We start from the raw sequence: 20,743 nt of genomic DNA on the forward strand, positions 1-20,743 counted from the left end.
CTTAACTAAAATAGATCATCGTCTTGCCCATCTCTTTTAGAAAATCATCTGCTTCATCAACTTCGTAGATAAAAGGCTGCTTGCCATTGATATCTGTTTTCAATGCGTCTAGAAGTTGCTGCTTAGCGGTGATTCTGCGATAACCTGCACCAAACCCTGCCGCTAATGGCTCAAAGTGAGGCGTCTTTATATTGACACCGATCAGTGGTAAACCGCCCTCTTCCATGTAACGACGAATCTCACCGTAGCCTTGGTTGTTCCATAATAAAACAATCAATGGGAGCTCAAGCTCAGCGGCGCAGATGAGCTCAGCAATGGTGAACTGAATACCGCCATCACCCATTAGACTGACGACAGGCAAGTTTGAACCAACCATCGCGCCGATAGCAGCAGGCAGACCATAGCCTAGCGTGCCAAAACCTGTCGATGAATTGAACCACTTACGCGTCGCCAAAGCTTCAAGGCCAAGGTTGCCGCTATAGACAGGCTGGGTTGAATCACCCACAAAGATGACATCCTCTACTTCATCACGAATCAGTTTAAGTAGAGCATTTTGACCCGCAAAGTCTGTCGTTACATCCTTCAAGATAGCGTGTTTTGCCTCGTCTACTCGTGACAGCGCCTGATGATCGAATGTCTGACCTTTTAAGCGACTACATAAACCACTAATCGCAATTTGGGCATCGGACAATACCGCAATGTCGGCGATAAACGGACGCTGCAGTTGCTGAGCATCGCAGTCGATACGCACCAATGTGCCATTTATCTTAAACCCACCGTTAAAGAACACATCATAGTCAGTCTCACCAAGCTCAGTACCAATCGCTAACACCCAGTCTGCTTCTGTAATTACAGCGCGGCCTGCGTCTAATGACTGATTACTACCCAAACTTAATGGATGACCAGGTGGTAATAGACCTTTGGCATTGATGGTCAAAAATGTTGGTGCATCTATCAGTTCTGCCAATCGTTGTGCATCGTGGTCGACATCGACACAGCCGCCACCATAGAGTATTACAGGGTTTTTCGCGGTTTTTAATGACTGTACGATTAGGTCTAATTGCGTAGGATTCGGCAGTGGTCTTGTGACCTGTGGTAGGCTCACTCTATTTGTATTGGCTTGGCTATTTGCTACAGCATTTAACTTAGGCGGCTTAGCAACATGACTAGCATCAGCGGTGATGACATCAATTGGCAATTGAATATATACGGGCCCCGGACGTGCACCATTAAATAAAGCAAAGGCTTCTGCGATGACTTTGGGTAATGACTCAGGCTGCCAGATGGTTTTGCTAGTGAGTGCCACTTTACTTACCATGCCTTGCTGATCGTGCAGCTCATGCAAATGCCCTTCACCACTACCCGTGTCTTTGACTTTATTGACGCTAGAGATGACCAGCATCGGTATCGAATCAGCCAATGCTTGCGCCATCGCCGTCATAATATTGGTCATGCCAGGGCCTGTGATGATAAAGCACACACCGATTTTTCCAGAAGCACGGTAGTAGCCATCTGCCATAAACCCAGCGCCTTGCTCGTGACGCGGCGTCACGTGACGAATATTGGTACTGGGCAGGCCGCGATACAGCTCGACCGTATGCACCCCTGGGATACCAAACACCGTCTCTACCCCATAATATTCTAGCCACTGTACCAGCAGCTCGCCACAGGTTAGAGAAGGGCTGTCAGAAAAATTAACAGGCGATGAGTCAGGTGTTTGCATTAATTGGGTCATGGGTCAATCATCCTAAAAAATTTCACTGAATATTCAGATAATTATTAATTCTTCAAATCAAAACAACCTTTGTATTTTTTCTTTCATACCGATTACTAGTTACTAATTACTGGCTACAAAGGTTGCTAATTATAGAGGTAATAAATGATGGCTATTAATAGACTGCTTTAACCTTATCGTCATAGCGTACGCCTGGCAGAATACATAGCATCTCAAACAGTAGATTCGCAGCCAGTACAGAGGTGTTGCCAAATGGGTCATAAGGTGGCGATACTTCGACCAAGTCTCCGCCAACCACATCAAGACCGCGCATACCGCGAATGATTTCGATACCTTGAGTAGATGTTAGACCACCAATCTCAGCAGTACCCGTACCTGGTGCAAACGCAGGGTCAATACCATCGATATCAAAGCTCAAGTAGACAGGGCCATCGCCCAGCTTTTCGCGAACTTCTGCCATGAGCGGCGCCAATGACTTATACCAGCACTCCTCAGCAGGTACCACGCGAAAGCCTTGCTCAGTTGACCAATCAAACTCTTCTGCGCTATAGCCTGTACCGCGCAGACCAATTTGTACCACACGATTACCGTCGATGAGGTTTTCTTCGACCGCGCGGCGGAACGGTGTACCATGAGCGATTTTTTCGCCAAACATATCATCATTGATATCAGCATGAGCATCGATATGTACCATACCGACAGGGCCATGTTTTTTGGCAAGGGCACGTAGAATAGGCAATGCGATAGTATGGTCGCCGCCCAGTGTTAAAGGAATCGCGCCATGTTTGACGATTTTATCGGTATAGAATTTTTCGATGATATCAACGCTTTTTAGCAGGTTGAAGGTATTGATAGGCACATCGCCGATGTCAGCAACTTGCAATGACTCAAAGGGCGCAGCACGTGTGGCCACGTTGTAAGGGCGAATCATTCTTGACTCATCACGAATCTGTCTTGGGCCTAGTCTTGCGCCACTACGGTTCGATGCACCAATATCTAAAGGTACGCCAACAAACGCCACGTCTAACCCTTCGGCATCTGCTTGTGTTGGCAGACGCATCATAGTGGCGAAACCGCCAAATCTTGGCATCTCATTACCGCTGAGTGGTTGATTGAAGCTCATACATTACTTCCTTGTTCTATTTGGTTTAAGTACACAATTTGCTACATGCCATTGACAATACATAAATATAAGCGCATGAACCATGGTAAAATTCAGAAGTAAACTTCTGGTTTTTCGTAGTAAAACAGACTTATACGTTATTAGCAGAAGTTTATTGAACAGAGTATTTATTGGAGGATGGTTCTTGATATTAGATGAGTTGATAAAAATAGACGTAAAAACGCTGCGTAGCTTTATGGCTATTGTAGACTGTCAAGGGGTGACAGCCGCGCAGACACGCCTAAATGTCACACCTTCAGTAATCAGCGGTCATTTAACGCATTTAGAAGATCGGCTGGGCATGACATTATGTCATCGTGGTCGCGCAGGGTTTAAGCTGACAGAAGATGGCGCAGCGGTTTATGAGGCTTGCGTCGCTTTTACTGAGTCAGTCGCCAATTTCCAACATCAGCTGCATTATATTCAGCAACTAGACTCCGTTCATGGCGGCCATATCAGACTGTGCCTAACCGATCAAATGCCCAACTTTTTTTATGACGTGCTTAGACAACGGCTTGCTAACAGCTACCGTAATAACCCATTGATACACTTTTCTATCGACGTGCAAAGCCCTGAAAGCATGTTAGAGAAACTGCTCAGTAATGAAAGCGATATTGGCGTTGGTTATTTTGGCAGCTTTCCACCGCTGCTGACGTTTAAGCCCGCCTTTGTAGAAAGACAGGTCGTGTGCTGCGGACGCGAGCATCGGTTGTTTTATAATGCAGAAGGTTTGACATTAGAGGACTTAGAACAAAACCATCCTTGGATAAAAAGAGGCTATATCACTGATGTCAGCATTCATCATGTGCGCCCCAAAACCTTGAGTGCCACCACATATCATATGGAGGCAACCGCACAGTTGATTCTAGCCGGTCACCATGTTGGCTATCTACCTCGTGATCTGGCAGCCCGTTATGAGAAAATGGGACTAATGAAGGTTTTACTGCGAGAGGAAGCCAGTTATGCTGTCGAGCACCACTGGGCATACCGAGAAAACCAGCACAAACACATCGCTGATTTTTTGAATAAAATGATGAATCTGCTATAGGGCGTGTTTGTACACGCCCTAAAACTACTGATATTACGATGTAACTGCTACAGGCTCTTGGTATTTTAGACCAATGTTTCTGAGCTTACCTTTGTCATCTACTTCTTTGATGACCAGCGACCATTCATTACTTATCACGACTGTATCGCCTGAGACGGGCGCTGTACCCAAATGTGATGTCACATATTCAGCGACCGTCTGCTCCCACATATTTTTCGCGAGGTCCTCATCTGTCGTCTTTAAGGTTTTTACCAGTGTTTCAGATGTCATGGCTTCCGTAAAAAATGGCAAATCCCCAAGCTTGACATTGGGTGATAGCAACCAATCGCCATAAAAGTCATCAATAGCCTTACGATCTAGGGTAGTGTCATTAAAAATCTTGGCAATTTTGCTGGCATGATTGCCTCTCATCGCATACCAAACACTATCGCCAAATTTCAGCTTGGTATTCTCATCTACGACCACGATCTGCTGCCCACGCACCAATGCAAAGACACTGATCTCATTAGAGCTGATGCTCTTAGAAATGCCTTTTGGGTGTCGACCAATTGCAAATGCGCCAGATTTTGCCTCAAACTCGTATAACGTGATACTTGCCTTATCTGATACCCATACTTCATGCTCTTCTTTGGGATCTTTATTGGTTGGAATGCGTACTCTAAATAAAGTTGCCATCGTCGGGATGGTCGTACCTTGCAAAATTAGCGATAGCACTACGACGCCAAAGGCAATATCAAACAACATAAAGGCGTTATCTATCCCCGCCATGACGGGCAAGATAGCAAGCGTAATGGGCACGGCACCGCGCAGTCCGACCCAAGAGATAAACCCAATCTCTCTGTCTTTAAACTTAAAGGGTTTGACGCTCGTGTAGACGGCGATGGGGCGAGCGACAAAAATCATAAAGGCGGCGATCGCTACCGAATAATGCCAAACATTTAGCACATTTGATGGTGTGACCAGTAATCCCAATACAACAAACAGTACCGCTTGTGATAGCCAAGCAAAGCTGTCCATCACTCGCATGACATGCTCAGTCGAGCGCACTTTATGGTTACCGATTAAGACACCAGTAAGATATACCGCCAAAAACCCACTACCGCCAATTAGGTTGGTCGCGGCAAAAACAGCCAATCCTGCAGAGAGGATTAGGATCGCATACATGCCTTCTGCCAAATGAATTTTTGGTAGTAGCCGAGATAAAAAATACCCAAACAGTAGGCCCATTCCTAGCCCAAAGCTCAACTGCTGCACCAGCAAAACGAGGAAGCCAAATACTGTCTGACCATCAGGATCAACATTTAAGGCGATGAGACCTGTGACCAATAAAATAGCCAAAGGATCATTGGCACCAGACTCTAGCTCAAGCGTGGCTTGGACGCGGTCATTGAGCTTGACGCCGCCATTTCGCAGCAGTGAAAAGACGGCAGCCGCATCGGTTGAGCCGACAATGGCGGCCATCAGTAGACCAAAGCGCCAGTCGACATCGAGCAACCAAGTAACGAACACCCCAAGCACCATCACCGTGACCAATACACCCCATGTGGCTAAGGTAATCGCGGGCTTGAGTCCGACTCTAAATGACTTGAATGAGGTGCGTAACCCACCATCTAACAGGATACAGGCAAGGGCTGCCTGTCCGACAAAATTGGCCAGCGCATATTGCGAGAACTCAATACCCAAGATACCCTGCTCACCTGCCAGCATGCCCACTATCAAAAACAGCAATAGCAAAGGTACACCCAAACGTGCTGATAAGGTGCTTGCCATAATACTGGCAAAAATTAATATCGCGCCTACCAAGTAGAGGATATTTAAGGTATCCATTTTTTAAACCCTATTTTGTCGTTGTCGTGATTGTATTTGTGGTTATATTTATGATGAGTGAGATATTACTTGATTCAAAAAAAACTTACGTTGTCGCACTGTCAGTAGATATCACACCAGATAAGCGCCTATCAGCGATGGTCAATCGACCACTGCCAAGCGTAACACCTACTATCAAATTTTATAAAAGATATTTTAGCCAAATCATATCAGTTTATAGATGAAAGCTGTCTGTACTACCTCATGTAAGCGTCAATTTTTATTCAATGATAATTGTCATCTGTATCAGCCAAATTAAGCCTAAATACTTAAGCCTGAGTACTCAAGCTTGAATGTATTGCCATGTCAGTACTAAGATAGCCGCGGCTATCATCCAAGCGACGACGCCCAATAGCAAAGCCTTATATAAGCTCATATAGCCAATACTGAAAAACACCACAAAGGTATAAATCAAATGCGGTATGACACCTAACATACTAAAGATCAGTGCTACTCTTAAATCAGCAGGGCTACGCTCAGTGCCGACGATGAAGTGGCTGATTAACGTAAATGTGGGAAATAGTGGCGCAAGTGCAGCCAAATAAAAAAATCGGGTTTGGGCGAATAATTGAATCGCCAGTACCATCAATGCGCCGATAAGCATTTTTAACCAAATCACGTCGGGTCCATCTCCTATTGAATATAAAGGCTGAACGTAGCCCAATCCGCCATGATACTAAAGTCTGTAGACAGACGTAAGTACGATATTGGTTTAATTCATTCATATAGTAAAGATACCAAAAAAACCCCACCTAGCCGTGTGCTAGATGGGGTGATTTGATTCTATTGTCTGTGTTATTTGCGCATTGCTTAATCGGCTTTTGGCTTTAGTGCCGCGCTGATGTCGGCAAGCAGTGGCGGAATATCATGCTTATCGGCAATGACCTCTATCATAATGAGCTTATCGGTGGTGGCGGCGGCCGTATCAAACGCCGCTTTGAGTTCTCCTGCAGTTTCGACTTTCAGCATGAGACTATTTTCTTTGGTGGCACCGAATGCTTGCGGCATGAGCTGCCAGTCACATTTAGGAATATCGTTGTAGTATTGGTTTTCACCATGAATCGCACGCTCTACCGTATAGCCATCGTTATTGATTAGGACGATGACTGGGTTGATACGCTCTTGAATCATGACCGCTATCTCTTGAATGGTCAATAAGGCTGAGCCATCACCAATCAATAAAACACTGCGCTTGTTTGGCGAGGCAATAGCAGCGCCTAGGCTGGCTGGCAAGGTATAGCCAATTGATCCCCACATCGGCTGACCATATGACGTCACCCCTTCTGGTAGACGCACATCACTGATACCAAAATAGGCCGTTCCTTGTTCAGAAAACACCAAGTTATTGTGGTCTAAGCGATCAGCAATAATATGCCACAGATCATCTTGGCGGATGGGTTCATCGTCTTTGCCATTTTGCTTGTGAGGATTGACTGGCTCACAGAACGTTTTCGGTACGATGTTAATCCCCGAGGTCATCACCTCATGTAACGCTTGCAACGCATCTTTGAGTGCAATCGGTGCAAAATTCTGACCGCTGATGGAAGCACGCTCATAATGCAAATCTACCACCACATCTTCATTGATATCTTGGCTAAACCCTGCGGTGGTGGTGTCCGTATATTGCACCCCTATTTTGATGAGGCATTCGCAGTTTTCTACCGCGTCTTTGACCACAGGACGTGAAGCAACCCCTGCATAAGTCCCTGCCCAGCGCTCGCTGTTTTCATCGAGTAATGTCTTACCCCAAGACAGCGTGGTATAAGGAATATCGGTATCAGCAATGAGTGCTTTGAGCTGATTTTGCAGCCCTAAACGATGCACCATCAAATCTGCCATCAGCGTCGTGGTCTTATTGGGTAAAAACGCTATTAACGCTTTTTTAAAATCTGCCAGTGCCGCTTGACTGGTAATATCTTCTTGGCTATCAATCAGCTTAGTTGTTGGTGGATAAATTGGCATTTTTGCCACATCAGGCGATAGCAATAAGTAACCAGGGCGGTGTTTTTTAAGAATCAGACGAATGACACGATCAATCTCTGAGGCGGCGTTTTCTGGTGTAAGCTGCGCCCGTGCCACGGTCACTGGCTCAACCATCTTAATAAAATGATTGAAAACCCCATCACCAAGCGAATGATGAATACGGCGTTTTGAGTCTTGCACTGCCGTACTTGGCGCGCCCACGATATGAAGTACTGGTGCGTACTCTGCAAAAGAGCCTGCCGTCGCATTAATCGCAGACAACTCCCCAACACCGAAGGTCGTCACCATCGCAGCAAACCCACGCTCACGAGCATAGCCATCAGCTGCATAACCTGCATTTAGCTCATTGGTATTACCCACCCAGCGTAGCTTATCAGAGGCTAGCACATTATCTAGAAAAGTTAAGTTGAAATCACCAGGTACGCCAAATATCTCAGAAGCACCTGCTTCTGCGACACGATCAAACAAATAATCGGCGATGGTATAGTGTTGACTCATTGTATATCCCTATGACTTATCTTTATAAGCATTAATAATTGTGAATGTGATTTAAGATTAAATTATGAAATGTATCCCAGCTTATTTATGCAATACAAAGCTTTTGGAATACATATCATAATAAACCGTTATAACATACATACACGGCCTTAGAAAACGCCTATTTTATTAACTTTGGTTTTTTTCGTTTTGGGTGTTGACACATCAAAAAAACTGCGTATAATACGCCATCATCAACTGACGATAGTTAATTGATAATTAGCGGGAATAGCTCAGTGGTAGAGCATAACCTTGCCAAGGTTGGGGTCGAGAGTTCGAATCTCTTTTCCCGCTCCAAATACTTAAAAAGCCTCACTTAACAGTGAGGCTTTTTTTTGTCTAATTTTCAGGGCTTGTAGAGAAATTCTCGAAATATCTTTTTGAATATAGTTAAGTCTAACTACTCAAACAAAAACCCCATTTTCATGGCGGTGCCCATGTGGTGCCCAAACTGTGCCCTGCTCTAAAACCTCACATACATAACTGACCACAACCTAGCTATTTTTGGTTCAGAAACCATCATGACACCTAACCTAGTAAATTTGGCACTATGACAATTTTTGAACCCAACCTCAATTCAACAAAAAAACGTGTTTTTTAGGGTTGAATCAATATGATAAGTGAAAACCAGTAATATTTAAACTTAAGTAATTATAAAAGAATTTGCTAGAGCCATACATAGTAGAGTTCTAGCAAGCTTTCATCACTCAATATTTTACTTAGGTGAAGTTATTAATATTGGGTTTTTGATAGCCTAGGGTAGAAAGATTAAGCATTTGACTTCCTCCCCTCCCTAAACGGAGGGGATTCCTACTGCTAGACGCTCAAGCCCAAGCGCGAGAATGTTCTTTGCCGCATTAATGTCGCGATCGTGAGTCACACCGCACTCACATGTCCATTCTCTTATTCGCAAATTTGCTCTACCTTTCGGACTGTTTTGGCGCGAGCCGCAACATGAACAAGTTTGGATGGTGTAGCTTTCATTCACTTCAAGATAATGGCAACCTGCATTCTTGCATTTATAGGTCAATTGCCTTTTGATTTCAAACCAACCTGCGTCATAGACTGACTTAGCTAGATTGGTTGAAGTAAATGATTTTGATTGAAGTTTTCCAACGACAATCGCCTTGTTGTCTCTGACAAGTTTGGACGTGAATTTATGGAGCATATCTTGACGAGTATTTTTGATTTTGGCGTGAATGGCTCGAACACGTTTTTTATTTCTAGCACGCTGAGCAATACCTAGTTTTGATGCGTATTTGTGGGTTTGCTTAACAGTGAGTTTGTCACCATTACTCGTTGTTGCTGAGTCTTTACAACCCAAATCGATACCTGTTTCGCTTGCACCACACTCAATTTTTGGATGCTCTTTAACGGTCACGCACGCATACCAAAGCCCACGGCTATCTTGCACAAGCTCACAAGTATTAATCGCATAGAGGGCTAAATTATAGCTATCCCACACATCAATGGTCAGCTTTTGACCTTTTGATAAGCTGAGTTGGATCGTAGACTTAAGAACCTTTTTACCCGCTTTTTTGACGCCTAAGTATTTAATGGCTGATTTCTTAAACGGAATCCACCCAAGTGATTTACGCTTGGCTTTCGGATTATTAGTGCGCCAATTTAGTTTGGCCTTTTTAAATTGCTTACGAGATTTAGCATGGGTTTCAGTGATTGCTTGCAAGGTTTGGCTGTGCAGGTTCAGCAGCTCGCCACTGCCTTTTACATAAGTTGCCATATCATAGGCCGAAAAGAAATGACCAGTACGCTGCAAGTGCTTAATACTCAAATCATTCACGTAATTCCACAAAAAGTTAACCGATGATGCCAATTTATTTAATTGGTCAGCGTGTTTATCTTTGATGCGTAACTTGAGTGTTTTCATAGGATGAATTATAATTAGTTATCTTATTATGTATTTGGTCTAATCTTGTGTCAAACACATTAAGACGTGGTAGACACGTTGTTTATAATATTCATATTCATTTGGTCTTTGTTACAAAATATAGGGGAAAAGTATTCACTAAAGAAATATTGAATGAACTGGATTTAATCTTAAGTCAGGTCTGTCAGGATTTTGATGCGGAGCTAGTAGAATTTAATGGTGAGCAAGATCATGTGCATCTTTTGGTGAATTACCCGCCCAAAGTCAGCGTTTCATCGCTAGTAAATAGCCTGAAAGGAGTATCCAGTAGGATGATCCGTAAAAACAATTACCCATCAATTGATCGGCAACTTTGGGGCAATGCGCTTTGGTCTCCAAGCTATTTTGCATCAAGCTGTGGCGGTGCTTCAATTGATATTATTAGAGAATACATCGAGCAACAGCAAGAAGTACCTAACCAATAATACCTTTCATCCACGCCCTAGAAGGACGTGGTTTTACGGTGCTTTTCGATAAATTATTTTGCAGCCAATAATATCTGTTGCCAAATCGCTACTTCATCATACATCACATATTCGCGGCGTAATCCCCAAGGTCCAAACTCAGCATGGCAGGCGCCCATGACATGTACCTCTGCACCAGTTGGTTGTCCAAAGTGTCCATAGCCTTCATGCTTGCCAGTTAATGACCATCTAATCGCTGCACGAGGTGACATTAACTTGTCTTCCCGACCGATCTGGTGGTGAATCTTAAACTCAGCATTCGGAAATGAGGAACGCAACCCTAGCCAAAAAGCATCAACATCACCATGTGATATACCTGAAACGCCACCTGGATACTCGCCTAAACAACAACGATCGTACTCATGTGGAATCAAAGCAAACTCTGCATTCATTAAGCGCGTTAAAATATCAGCATACGTCTCACCCCATTCATTGTCGTTACCACGGCCTAAATAGGGACCATCTTGATCAATATTTGGGGTAAAGGGTGGTTTGACAATACCATTTCTCTCTTGCATTTCAATCACTTCTTGCGCGCGTTCTTTAGGCGTTTGACCCATTTGTCGAGCAATGGCTCCTTGATCTCTTATCAACCATTCATCATCGATCTGATTGTTTTTTGCATGACAATCAGCAATGACTCGAAAACGAAGATTTTGACCTGTTTTGATATGTGTGGCCGTGGTGATGATACGGTGTGAAGACAGCATGCCAGTCTCTGGCGTACCGCTCCAAATGACATCTTCACCCAGCAAGGTACGATTAGGGAACTCTGCTAACACATTCATGGTCGCATTTATCACGCCTTGATTTCCGAAGTCTATACCTAGTGGCGTCCTAACCACAATATCTGGAGCATAATAGTCATGTAGAGTATGTAATCCACGGTTTTCCCAAATTTCATTAGTAATTTTTAATATATAGTCGGGAAAATCGTTAAATTTCTCATCGAATCCTTTCATAAATGTCTCTTTTTTAAAGTAAGTATTATTAGCTTGGTTTTATTTATCAAACTGACGGTAACGTGCTTTATTAAATTCGCGCATGCGAGCGAGGACATCTATGCCAACTTGTTTATAGGCATGTAAAATATCTACAAGCACCCAGTTCTCACGAATTAAGCCATCCTCACAACGCCAAAAGTCTAGGCTACGAATCGTAATCTGTTGCCCGGCAGGTGCAATACCAAGCCAGCCATCGTGAGAGACGGTCATCGACATGCCAGGCCAAGCAGTGAAAGCGACATAATCTCCTTCAGCAAAAAAATACCCGTTTTCTTCAATGGTTTGACGGTTTGGCAGAGCATTTAAAAATGGGATTTGATGCCAGTTGCGAAACCCTGCAATACCTCGGCAAGCACCAATACCAGAAGGTCCGTACCAAGTGCAACGAGGATGCCAATACTTTTCTAGATTCATGGCTGAGACACCGCCGGTCGAAAACTCGCCCAAACCGTTTAGCATATTGAGCACTAACTGCTCGCTACGCTGATTGTGTTCAACAGAGTAATCTTGTCCCACTAGGTTGCCATCAAGGGTAGCAGGTGCGGACAAGATACCTTCACGCCCAAGGCTTTTTACCATTGGCCATGCATCTGCTTGATGCATCACTTCCGGTATGTCCCAAAGCGCTTGCATCTCAACAATCTTGCCGTTTTCAAAACGGTAAAACTCATGAAAACGCATGGTAACCTGATGTCCTGTGGGAGGAATATCAAGCCAGCTTTCCATGAACGTACCTGTATAGTAGCCAGCACACCCTACCCAGTCAGTATTATTATTTTCATTGCTGGTCATACTGCTACCACTATTGCCAGCCATGACAATAAAGGTTCGGCGCTCTAGATCTGGAATGGCTTGTTGTAATGGCTCAAACGATTCAGTAAATAAAGCATCACGGTTCTGCAGAGTTTCTAATGGGTAAGCCAATTGAATGACAGCAGATTCAGTAAAGAGCTCATCGATTAGAGACTTTACTTTTTCACTATCATAATTGTATAGCGCTTGATTAAACCGCTCAATTTGATGCTTATTTTGCTGTTCTGCTGTCTTGTTATTCATGTGCTGTCCCTTGCTGTATTTTTTAGATTTGAATCGATTAAAAATCTTACAAGCTTTCAGTCAACTCATCACAACCACACCGACAATAGTAGATATGGTTATGGATTTGATTGGTCGTAACTTATACCTTAGGTCTTAGGTCTTAGGTTTTAGGTTTTAGGTTAAGACTTTATTCCATGATAGTAGGTGTGTGAGCCAAATCACCTGATTTGGTGTCAAACTTTTCCCAACCATGACCATTAAAAGGGTCAATACCTAGCTGCATCATAATAGAAGGAAAATCAACCATGACATAGTTATCTTCGATTTTGCCATCAGCTACTTTCCAAAAATCCATATAACGAATAATAACTTTTTTACCAGTAGGCTTTATACCCATGAATTCGCCACTGTGGATGGCTTCTTGACGACCAAATGCTGCACACCATTCACCTTGGGTTAGTCTTGCTTCATCAATACAAACTTTTTCAGAGAATGCTTGCTGAAACGGACGCTGCCAACCATTTTGAAACTCTGTTAAGCCTTCTTTATAACCACATCCTGCATTGCCCATCCAGCGAAAAGTTTCAGCAAAAAATCGACCCATATTGTCAATATCATGATCATTTAAGCCGTCAACCATGGCGTCAATCACCCCTATGGTTTCATCTGTTTTACTGAGATCATTGTCTTTGGTTAAGATGCCTTGCTCTGGACGTTTTGAGGTTGTCATAATATTTCTCTCTATTAAGTTAAAAGGTAAAGGTAAAGGTTTTTTTTAAGCATTGATGAGGACAAAAATTAAACTCTTGATTCTTCGAACGCTTGCCACGCTTTCTCAAAAGCTGCAAAGTCAAAGCCTTCTTGCTTTGCTGGTGTTAGGATAATTTTTTCGCTATTTAATAACTTATGAATAGCGGCTTCCAATCTATCGATTATATTTTTAGGTATGACGACGGCGCCATGACGGTCAGCATGTATTAAATCACCAACCTCAACCGTCATGCCCATGATATCGACCGTGGTATTCACCTCTTTAATATGAACAAACCCATGACTAGGACCGACAGAATGGGCAATCACTGGAAAGTCTTCTGCCATGTCACCCAAATCGCGCATCACGCCATTTGTTAGTGCCCCATTCATCCCAAATGCCTTATGTATCGTCGTGTTGATTTCGCCCCAGTATGCGCCAATGCAGTTTGGATAATCGACATCTTCAACCACTGCGACTGAGGGTATATCACCTTTGGCACCCTCTGACATGGCACGATAATAATCCATACGTCTGGCGCGGATCACCTCTTTTGGTTCTGTGGGTTCTGCCAATGCGCTAATCTTTGCGGTCACGGCATAACCGACAATAGGTCTTGAATCAGGGTCAGATGACAACATATTCCCGCGTGTAAAACTATTAAAGCCTCGTTTGCCTTGAGCCACTTCAATGGCATTACATACTGTTGGCGTATCAACAGATTGCAGCAGTTTAAGTAACGTATTATTCATAGATATCTCCTTTCATTTCCATATGATTTGAGCGACAAGCGAATTCTGCTTAACTAGGGTGTGTCATTATTTACGTAAACAACCAGCTTTCTAAGGCATTGTTGGTTTGCTCTGGCGCTTGCAATGTCGGTAGATGTCCTACACCTTTAATGATGTGTAAATCTGCATTCGGCATCAAAGACTTCATCAATGTATGCCGCTCAACAGGACAAAGTTGATCGTCTTCACCGCATAAAATCAAAGTAGGGACATTGGCAGTAAGTTTTTTTAACGTTTCTTGCTGGTCTTGTCTATCACGTAAAGCCATGCTTTGGTTAATATAAGCTGCTACACCAGATGACTGAGACATGGCGTTGCAAAGCTCAATTATTTTTAAGTTTTTCTGAGTTGATAGACTTTCTGTCGGTGAAAAATACTTAGGAATAGTATTCGATATCACCTCAGCCAATCCATTCTGTTGCACATTGGCCATTAATAACTGGCGATTTTTCTTAATTTCTTCTACTTCTGCTCTTGGATTTGTGTCAAGTAGCGCAAGCTTGGCAATGCGATTGGGCGCTTGACGTAACACCTCCATGGCAATAATACCGCCCATGGACAATCCTGCCAGCGCAAAGACTGGTGGTGCATTATCTAGAATGTCTTTTGCTAAATCCTGCATATTACTGTGAGTTGAAACCGGTACAGTATGAATCGGCACTCTATGCGAAAAAGCTGATATTTGAGGCTGGTACAGTCTTGCATCACACATCATGCCGGGGATAAGAACTAAAGGTATCATTTTTATATTCCTAAACAGTACGCCTCAAAATCCAAGGTAATAGCCTTAATTACACTACCGTTCACTTTGGATTTTCAGCTCTGTATCCAAGTCGCCCCTGCCGCTTCGGCAGTATTTTTTACTCTAAACAAGGCAGCCTCACCAGACATAGAAGGGTAAAGACGATGTGTCAGATTAGGCGGTACAGCCACTACATCCCCTGGTGCTATGCTCGTCTGAGACTCTTCACCAGTATCATCTAGCCATTTAAATGTCCAATGCCCTGTTTTAACCATTAGGATTTCGTGACAATCCGTCTGATAAGGCGCTTCACTGATTGAGCCGCGTGTCAAGAACTCCACCGAAAAACCCGGCTTGTCTTTGATCAAGGCATGTTCACCAATTACTTGGCAAGGCGCTTCTTTGGCCAGTGCCATCATGTCCCAATAACGGGCAACATAATGAGGGACGATTGCTGAGGTCGATACTTCTGGATACTGTTTAAGCGCTTCTTTTGTGAGTTGCACCATTGGCTCAATACCTTCAGGCAGGCTCTCGCCTTTTTTGCTGTCATACAGTCGACCATCATTGCCCAAAATCAGACCATGAGCCTTAGCCTCTTCAATAACTTGCGGCGCCCAGGTTACACCGCCACCCGCATCGTCACCACCCAATATCGACATAATCATGCCGTAGTCGTTGCCGATATTTTCAAAGCCACGAAACACACCCGTCGGAATATTAAAAATATCCCCTGCTTCGCAAATAACCTCTCCCGCTGTACCATGAAGGCCCCAAAAAAAGCGCCAACGACCGTTCAATACAAAAAATACTTCGGCCGTGGTGTGTAGATGTAAGCTGTTTTTACAATGTGGAGGTTGGCCTGCAGCACCAATGTTAAAGCCAGGGGTGTCTTGAATATGTACGTGCTGGTCTGGGCTTTCTGACACACCACCACCAATAATAGTGAAGTTCTCTTTATGATTTGACCCTGGCGTATGTGCATCAATAAAGGCAGTGCGGCAAGGCTGCAAATCTCCATAGCGCACGATACGTTTTTCCATCTCAAGTCTGCTGATACCTTCCATTACTTTATTCCTATTTTAATTTATCTTCTAAACAGCTTTTTTAATCAGAAGCATTTATGGTTTTTTTGCCGAGTTACGAACAATCAATGGGCCATCTATAGAAATACGCCTCGGTGGAGAATCAGGGTTTGCTATTTTCTCTAATAAAGTAGACACAACCTCATCTGCCATACGCTGAGCCGGTTGACTGACAGTTGTTAAGCTATAAGATTCCCAAGATGCTACCGCAACATCATCGTACCCAACGACGGATACATCTTCTGGCACTCTAAGCCCCAACTCATAACGTAAGGTATCCATGACAGCAAAAGCCATAAAATCATTAGCGACAAATACAGCATCTGGGCGGCTGGTTTCCGTTTTATTAGCAAACAACTCTATCGTGGCCTGCTTTGCCGTTTCACGATCATAATTACCGACCGCTTGAGCAAATAGCTTTTGACCAAACTCTTGCAACCCTAAAATAAAGCCCGCTTCACGGTCTCGCTGTGTAGAAGACCCTGTCCAACCTGAAATATGAGCGATTCTTTTATGGTTACCTTTGACAAAAAACTCTGCTACTTTACGACCACCGACAAAGTTGTCAGAGCTCACACCAGAGAGTCGATCATCATCTTGTAAACGATTAAGCATCACCACAGGAATATTCTCTGTATGACAACGGTCTGTCAAATCACTAGATAAACTCAGAGACGCTGTGATAATACCGTCCACTTGATAATCCAACAGCTCATCTACCACCTTAAGCGTAGAATCTTTGTCATTCATCGCCATAAAAATCAGTAAATGGTAACCATGTGACTGCAACGCATGAGAAAGCTTTTCGATCACATCTGCATAAAAGAGGTTTTCTAAGTGCGCCACCACCAAACCGATTAAACGACTTTGCCCAGTAATTAATGAGCGCGCGAGCATATTTGGGCGGTAGCCTAGTTCTTTAGCGGCTTTTTTTACCTTATCTTTAATTTTTTGCGACACACTTGCACCTGGGGTATAGACCCGAGATACCGCAGATTGACTGACTCCTGCTGCTTCAGCAACTTGATCTGCTGTAACACGTTGGGTTTTTATAACATTTGTGATATCAGAATTTTTATTTGTCATCTCATAACCTTTTTTAGCCCAGCTCTTAGCCATTGGTGTTGATAGGGTGTTCTGTTAATTATTATACCTAAGCTAATAAATCAAAAACACTTAGTATCAAAACCGCTGAGAACTCAATATCTAGCATTGGCTATTCTGCGGTCCATCCACCATCTATTAATAATGAAGTGCCTGTTATCATGGCGGCAGCATCTGATGCCAAAAACACCGTTGCTCCCATAATATCCTCGACTTCAGCCACTCTGCCTAAATGAATTTTACTCATAATCCATTGGCTTTTGTCAGCGTCAGCAAACGTTGCCGCACTCAAGGCTGTTCTTACAAATGTTGGGCAGATGGTATTAATGCGAATGCCATGCTTTCCCCACTCTATTGCCATGGCCTTGGTATAACCCTCAACAGCATGCTTAGTTGCACAGTACACGGCACGATCTGGCCCACCGACATGGCCCATTTGTGAAGAGACATTGATAAGACTGCCGGCTTTATTGGCATGAATGAGTTTCTTTGCCGCCGCTTGCATCAAAAAATAAGAGGCGCGCAGATTGATATCAGTCACATCATCAAAATCACTAGGTTCAGTCTCCAGTGCAGGCGTGTGTTTGGCCATACCTGCACTATTGACCACAATATCAAAAGCATCTGTATTAGAGAGGTTTTCAAATAAATGACGAACAGAGGCAACATCGGTCACATCTAGTTTTAAGGCGTTGGCCTTTAAACCTTTATCTGTCATTAGCGTCACCACAGCTTGTAACTTATCAGAGGAGCGCGCTGCTAATGTCACCTCTGCACCCGCTTCAGCCAATGCAACCGCACACCCTAACCCAATACCAGATGAGGCTCCAGTCACTAATGCACGCTTTCCTGTCAGATTAAATGAGGGTGTTGTTGGTAATTGCATAAGTCTTTATCTTCTCTAATTTAAATATTTGATATCAAATAGATATGATTGAACGATAATGCTGGCTTAGTCGGCAGCTGTGCCATAAGGTACTTCTTGATGACCATAACGGCGTACACGCACATTACATTGTTCAGCATGACCGACAAAGCCCTCTAACATGCACAAGCGCGACCCATAACTTCCAATCTTAGCAGCCGCCTCATCCGTGGTAATCTTTTGGTACGAATGCGTTTTTAAATATTTTCCTACCCATAATCCACCTGTATAACGACCTGCTTTTTTGGTGGGTAACGTGTGGTTGGTACCGATGACTTTATCACCATTAGAAACATTAGTACGAGGACCTAAAAATAACGCCCCATAACAAGTCATATGTTCTAAGAACCAATCATCTCGATCCGTCATTACTTGCACGTGTTCTGATGCATAGTCATTGGCAACTTCTAGCATTTCTTCATAGGTGTCACAAACAATGATTTCACCATAATCTTCCCAACTCACCGATGCTGTATCGGCCGTTGGCAATACTTTCAGTAGACGCTCGATTTCGCTCATGGTGTCTTCAGCCAGTTGCTGTGATGTCGTCAACAATACAGCAGGTGAGTTATAGCCGTGCTCTGCTTGACCTAGCAAATCTGTAGCACAAATCTCGCCATCAACCGTATCATCCGCAATGACCATTGTTTCAGTAGGTCCTGCAAATAAATCAATTCCTACACGACCAAATAACTGACGCTTTGCCTCAGCGACAAAAGCATTACCAGGGCCAACCAACATATGTACAGGTTCGATGGTTTCTGTACCTAATGCCATTGCTCCAACGGCTTGAATACCACCCAATACATAAATTTCATGTGCGCCGCCCAGGTGCATAGCAGCAATCACAGCAGGGTTCGGCTTGCCATCAAACGGTGGTGTACAAGCAACAATACGAGGTACACCAGCGACCGAAGCTGTAGCAACAGACATATGTGCTGATGCGACCATCGGAAACTTACCACCTGGGATATAGCAACCTGCCGACTGAACAGGAATATTTTTGTGACCCAAAATAACCCCAGGCATGGTTTCAATTTCAATGTCTTGCATCGAGTCGCGCTGAGCTTGGGCGAAATTACGTACCTGAGCTTGAGCAAATTTGATGTCTTCTAAATCACGAGGCGAAACTTGCGCAATTAGCTCGTCAATCTCTTGTTGGTTTAAGCGAAATGCTTGTGGAGAATAATTATCGAATTTCTCTGACAGCTCACGTATGGCAGTGTCACCACGCTTTTCGATATCTGCTAATGTATTCTCAACAACTTGACGCACCTTTGCATCATCTTGGCTACGTTGTGCTTCAGGCTTACCTTTTTTTAAATATGTAATCACATCCATGTCCTCGTTTATGTTTATTTAGTATGTTGTTTGGTAGATAAAAAAATTTGCTTTCTTACATCATGTTCTTAATGGTATGAAACCATTCACGCATCATATTTATAATGCATACGAATTTATCGTTAAATCCTTATGCTAACACTTACCTATATACGTTGAAAATTTTAATAACAACCTTTAAATAAAACGTATAAAGTAAAAATTGTTAATCTAAAAACCTACTGATTATGAATATATATTAGCGCGATATAACCAATAATACAACATTTTATTGAATTCGAATTCATTAATTTTCATACGTCTGTTAAAGGGCTTTAATGTGAGATATTTGATGCTTAACTTTACGAATATTTAACAGTCACGCCACTCTTTAACATAAAATATAAAAGTCGATAAGAACGAGCATCACATCATTCATTAGCATCATTCATGTTATAAAACGCAAAAAAAGCCACCTCAGTGACTTTCTTTATCTAAAAACTTATCTGCAAATAATAATGGTTAAAAACATAGCTTAGAGATTAATGACCGCCGCCATTGATAGTACGTACCATCTCTTCTACCATTTTCTTAGCATCGCCAAAGATCATCATCGTTTTGTCCATGTAGAACAAGCTGTTATCAAGACCTGCATAACCGGTACTCATTGAACGCTTGATGACCATGACCGTCTGGGCTTTGCTGACTTCTAAAATCGGCATACCAAAGATTGGAGAGGTCGGATCGTCTTTCGCAGAGGGGTTTACCACGTCGTTCGCACCGATGACCAACACCACATCTGTACTCGCGAAGTCTGAGTTAATCTCATCCATCTCTAAAATATCATCATAAGGTACATCGGCTTCAGCCAATAGGACGTTCATATGACCTGGCATACGACCCGCGACCGGATGAATCGCAAAACGCACATTCACACCTTCTTCTTTTAGCAGCTCGTACAACTCTTTGACCGCATTCTGTGCACGGCCCTGTGCCATACCATAACCTGGTACAATGACCACACTACTCGCATTGGCCATTAAGAAGCCCGCATCTTCTGCCGAACCTGCTTTGTAGTTCTTCGGTGCGCCATCATCGCCGCCCGCTGCTACAGCGCCTGTACCCATACCGCCAAACAAAACGTTAAGTAATGAGCGGTTCATGGCTTTACACATGATGTAAGACAAAATCGCACCGGATGAACCAACGAGCGAACCTGCAATAATCAGCATTGAGTTGCCAAGGGTGAAACCAATGCCTG

18 protein-coding genes and 1 tRNA gene are annotated in these 20,743 nt (G+C 43.4%); 3 read left to right on the forward strand and 16 right to left on the reverse strand.

The window, feature by feature from the left end; translation table 11 throughout:
* Nucleotide 1: 1 nt before the first annotated feature.
* Together I6E86_RS13350 and speB are read right to left on the reverse strand one after the other, a co-directional pair.
* Complete coding sequence (locus I6E86_RS13350; protein ID WP_227680668.1) at nt 2-1,735, reverse strand: 5-guanidino-2-oxopentanoate decarboxylase; 1,734 nt, start codon at nt 1,733-1,735, stop codon at nt 2-4.
* A 154-nt stretch (nt 1,736-1,889) separates the two neighbouring features.
* Nucleotides 1,890-2,858, reverse strand: a complete 969-nt coding sequence (gene speB, locus I6E86_RS13355; protein ID WP_194196800.1) for an agmatinase — start codon at nt 2,856-2,858, stop codon at nt 1,890-1,892.
* Between the two features lie 199 nt (nt 2,859-3,057).
* Between speB and I6E86_RS13360 the strand changes: the two genes are divergently transcribed.
* Nucleotides 3,058-3,945, forward strand: coding sequence for a LysR family transcriptional regulator (locus I6E86_RS13360; RefSeq protein WP_265090700.1), 888 nt, complete (start codon nt 3,058-3,060; stop codon nt 3,943-3,945).
* A gap of 33 nt (nt 3,946-3,978) precedes the next feature.
* Here the strand turns inward: I6E86_RS13360 and I6E86_RS13365 are convergent, their stop codons facing one another.
* The 3 genes from I6E86_RS13365 to I6E86_RS13375 form a co-directional block, all read right to left on the reverse strand.
* On the reverse strand, nt 3,979-5,772 hold the full coding sequence (locus tag I6E86_RS13365; protein WP_197177876.1) for a potassium/proton antiporter: 1,794 nt from the start codon (nt 5,770-5,772) through the stop codon (nt 3,979-3,981).
* Between the two features lie 322 nt (nt 5,773-6,094).
* Nucleotides 6,095-6,430, reverse strand: a complete 336-nt coding sequence (locus I6E86_RS13370; RefSeq protein WP_320154187.1) for a GlpM family protein — start codon at nt 6,428-6,430, stop codon at nt 6,095-6,097.
* 191 nt (nt 6,431-6,621) lie between these two features.
* Nucleotides 6,622-8,292 carry an alpha-keto acid decarboxylase family protein gene (locus I6E86_RS13375; protein ID WP_197177877.1) on the reverse strand — a complete coding sequence of 557 codons (1,671 nt, stop codon included), beginning with the start codon at nt 8,290-8,292 and terminating at the stop codon, nt 6,622-6,624.
* Between the two features lie 261 nt (nt 8,293-8,553).
* On the opposite strand from I6E86_RS13375, the gene I6E86_RS13380 reads away from it, so the two are divergent.
* Nucleotides 8,554-8,628: transfer RNA gene (locus I6E86_RS13380), tRNA-Gly, on the forward strand.
* 496 nt (nt 8,629-9,124) lie between these two features.
* On the opposite strand, the gene I6E86_RS13385 is transcribed toward I6E86_RS13380, so the two are convergent.
* The gene (locus I6E86_RS13385; protein ID WP_197177878.1) at nt 9,125-10,219 is read right to left on the reverse strand and encodes an RNA-guided endonuclease InsQ/TnpB family protein; all 1,095 of its coding nucleotides are present in this window, start codon (nt 10,217-10,219) and stop codon (nt 9,125-9,127) included.
* A gap of 47 nt (nt 10,220-10,266) precedes the next feature.
* Here I6E86_RS13385 and tnpA point away from each other — a divergent pair, with 47 nt between their 5' ends.
* Complete coding sequence (tnpA, locus tag I6E86_RS13390) at nt 10,267-10,683, forward strand: IS200/IS605 family transposase (protein ID WP_197177879.1); 417 nt, start codon at nt 10,267-10,269, stop codon at nt 10,681-10,683.
* A gap of 53 nt (nt 10,684-10,736) precedes the next feature.
* Here tnpA and I6E86_RS13395 read toward each other — a convergent pair whose 3' ends face one another.
* From I6E86_RS13395 to I6E86_RS13440, 10 genes are all read right to left on the reverse strand, one after another.
* Nucleotides 10,737-11,684, reverse strand: coding sequence for an ester cyclase (locus I6E86_RS13395; protein ID WP_197177880.1), 948 nt, complete (start codon nt 11,682-11,684; stop codon nt 10,737-10,739).
* Between the two features lie 39 nt (nt 11,685-11,723).
* Nucleotides 11,724-12,782, reverse strand: coding sequence for an ester cyclase (locus I6E86_RS13400; protein ID WP_197177881.1), 1,059 nt, complete (start codon nt 12,780-12,782; stop codon nt 11,724-11,726).
* Nucleotides 12,783-12,951: 169 nt separating this feature from the next.
* Nucleotides 12,952-13,494 (reverse strand): ester cyclase, encoded by a 543-nt coding sequence (locus I6E86_RS13405; protein WP_197135256.1) that lies wholly within the window; start codon nt 13,492-13,494, stop codon nt 12,952-12,954.
* Between the two features lie 68 nt (nt 13,495-13,562).
* Nucleotides 13,563-14,267: an RraA family protein gene (locus I6E86_RS13410; protein ID WP_197177882.1), complete on the reverse strand. Its 705-nt coding sequence runs from the start codon at nt 14,265-14,267 to the stop codon at nt 13,563-13,565.
* Nucleotides 14,268-14,337: 70 nt separating this feature from the next.
* On the reverse strand, nt 14,338-15,048 hold the full coding sequence (locus I6E86_RS13415; protein ID WP_197177883.1) for an alpha/beta fold hydrolase: 711 nt from the start codon (nt 15,046-15,048) through the stop codon (nt 14,338-14,340).
* 74 nt (nt 15,049-15,122) lie between these two features.
* Nucleotides 15,123-16,115 carry a cupin domain-containing protein gene (locus tag I6E86_RS13420; RefSeq protein WP_197177884.1) on the reverse strand — a complete coding sequence of 331 codons (993 nt, stop codon included), beginning with the start codon at nt 16,113-16,115 and terminating at the stop codon, nt 15,123-15,125.
* A 54-nt stretch (nt 16,116-16,169) separates the two neighbouring features.
* On the reverse strand, nt 16,170-17,219 hold the full coding sequence (locus I6E86_RS13425; RefSeq protein WP_197177885.1) for a LacI family DNA-binding transcriptional regulator: 1,050 nt from the start codon (nt 17,217-17,219) through the stop codon (nt 16,170-16,172).
* A 130-nt stretch (nt 17,220-17,349) separates the two neighbouring features.
* Complete coding sequence (locus I6E86_RS13430) at nt 17,350-18,123, reverse strand: SDR family NAD(P)-dependent oxidoreductase (protein ID WP_197177886.1); 774 nt, start codon at nt 18,121-18,123, stop codon at nt 17,350-17,352.
* 66 nt (nt 18,124-18,189) lie between these two features.
* The gene (hisD, locus tag I6E86_RS13435; RefSeq protein WP_197177887.1) at nt 18,190-19,497 is read right to left on the reverse strand and encodes a histidinol dehydrogenase; all 1,308 of its coding nucleotides are present in this window, start codon (nt 19,495-19,497) and stop codon (nt 18,190-18,192) included.
* A gap of 527 nt (nt 19,498-20,024) precedes the next feature.
* Nucleotides 20,025-20,743 (reverse strand): NAD(P)(+) transhydrogenase (Re/Si-specific) subunit beta (locus I6E86_RS13440; protein WP_197177888.1); only part of this gene is annotated, 719 nt, incomplete at its 5' end.

The organism is Psychrobacter sp. SWN149, assembly GCF_015864565.1.
In the GTDB taxonomy this organism is placed as follows: Bacteria; Pseudomonadota; Gammaproteobacteria; order Pseudomonadales; family Moraxellaceae; genus Psychrobacter.

What these genes read in the sequence shown, in the direction of transcription:
- I6E86_RS13350 (WP_227680668.1), bottom strand. Translation starts at nt 1,735, where the DNA reads ATGACCCAATTAATGCAAACACCTGACTCATCGCCTGTTAATTTTTCT.
- speB (WP_194196800.1), bottom strand. Translation starts at nt 2,858, where the DNA reads ATGAGCTTCAATCAACCACTCAGCGGTAATGAGATGCCAAGATTTGGC.
- I6E86_RS13365 (WP_197177876.1), bottom strand. Translation starts at nt 5,772, where the DNA reads ATGGATACCTTAAATATCCTCTACTTGGTAGGCGCGATATTAATTTTT.
- I6E86_RS13375 (WP_197177877.1), bottom strand. Translation starts at nt 8,292, where the DNA reads ATGAGTCAACACTATACCATCGCCGATTATTTGTTTGATCGTGTCGCA.
- I6E86_RS13385 (WP_197177878.1), bottom strand. Translation starts at nt 10,219, where the DNA reads ATGAAAACACTCAAGTTACGCATCAAAGATAAACACGCTGACCAATTA.
- I6E86_RS13395 (WP_197177880.1), bottom strand. Translation starts at nt 11,684, where the DNA reads ATGAAAGGATTCGATGAGAAATTTAACGATTTTCCCGACTATATATTA.
- I6E86_RS13400 (WP_197177881.1), bottom strand. Translation starts at nt 12,782, where the DNA reads ATGAATAACAAGACAGCAGAACAGCAAAATAAGCATCAAATTGAGCGG.
- I6E86_RS13405 (WP_197135256.1), bottom strand. Translation starts at nt 13,494, where the DNA reads ATGACAACCTCAAAACGTCCAGAGCAAGGCATCTTAACCAAAGACAAT.
- I6E86_RS13410 (WP_197177882.1), bottom strand. Translation starts at nt 14,267, where the DNA reads ATGAATAATACGTTACTTAAACTGCTGCAATCTGTTGATACGCCAACA.
- I6E86_RS13415 (WP_197177883.1), bottom strand. Translation starts at nt 15,048, where the DNA reads ATGATACCTTTAGTTCTTATCCCCGGCATGATGTGTGATGCAAGACTG.
- I6E86_RS13420 (WP_197177884.1), bottom strand. Translation starts at nt 16,115, where the DNA reads ATGGAAGGTATCAGCAGACTTGAGATGGAAAAACGTATCGTGCGCTAT.
- I6E86_RS13425 (WP_197177885.1), bottom strand. Translation starts at nt 17,219, where the DNA reads ATGACAAATAAAAATTCTGATATCACAAATGTTATAAAAACCCAACGT.
- I6E86_RS13430 (WP_197177886.1), bottom strand. Translation starts at nt 18,123, where the DNA reads ATGCAATTACCAACAACACCCTCATTTAATCTGACAGGAAAGCGTGCA.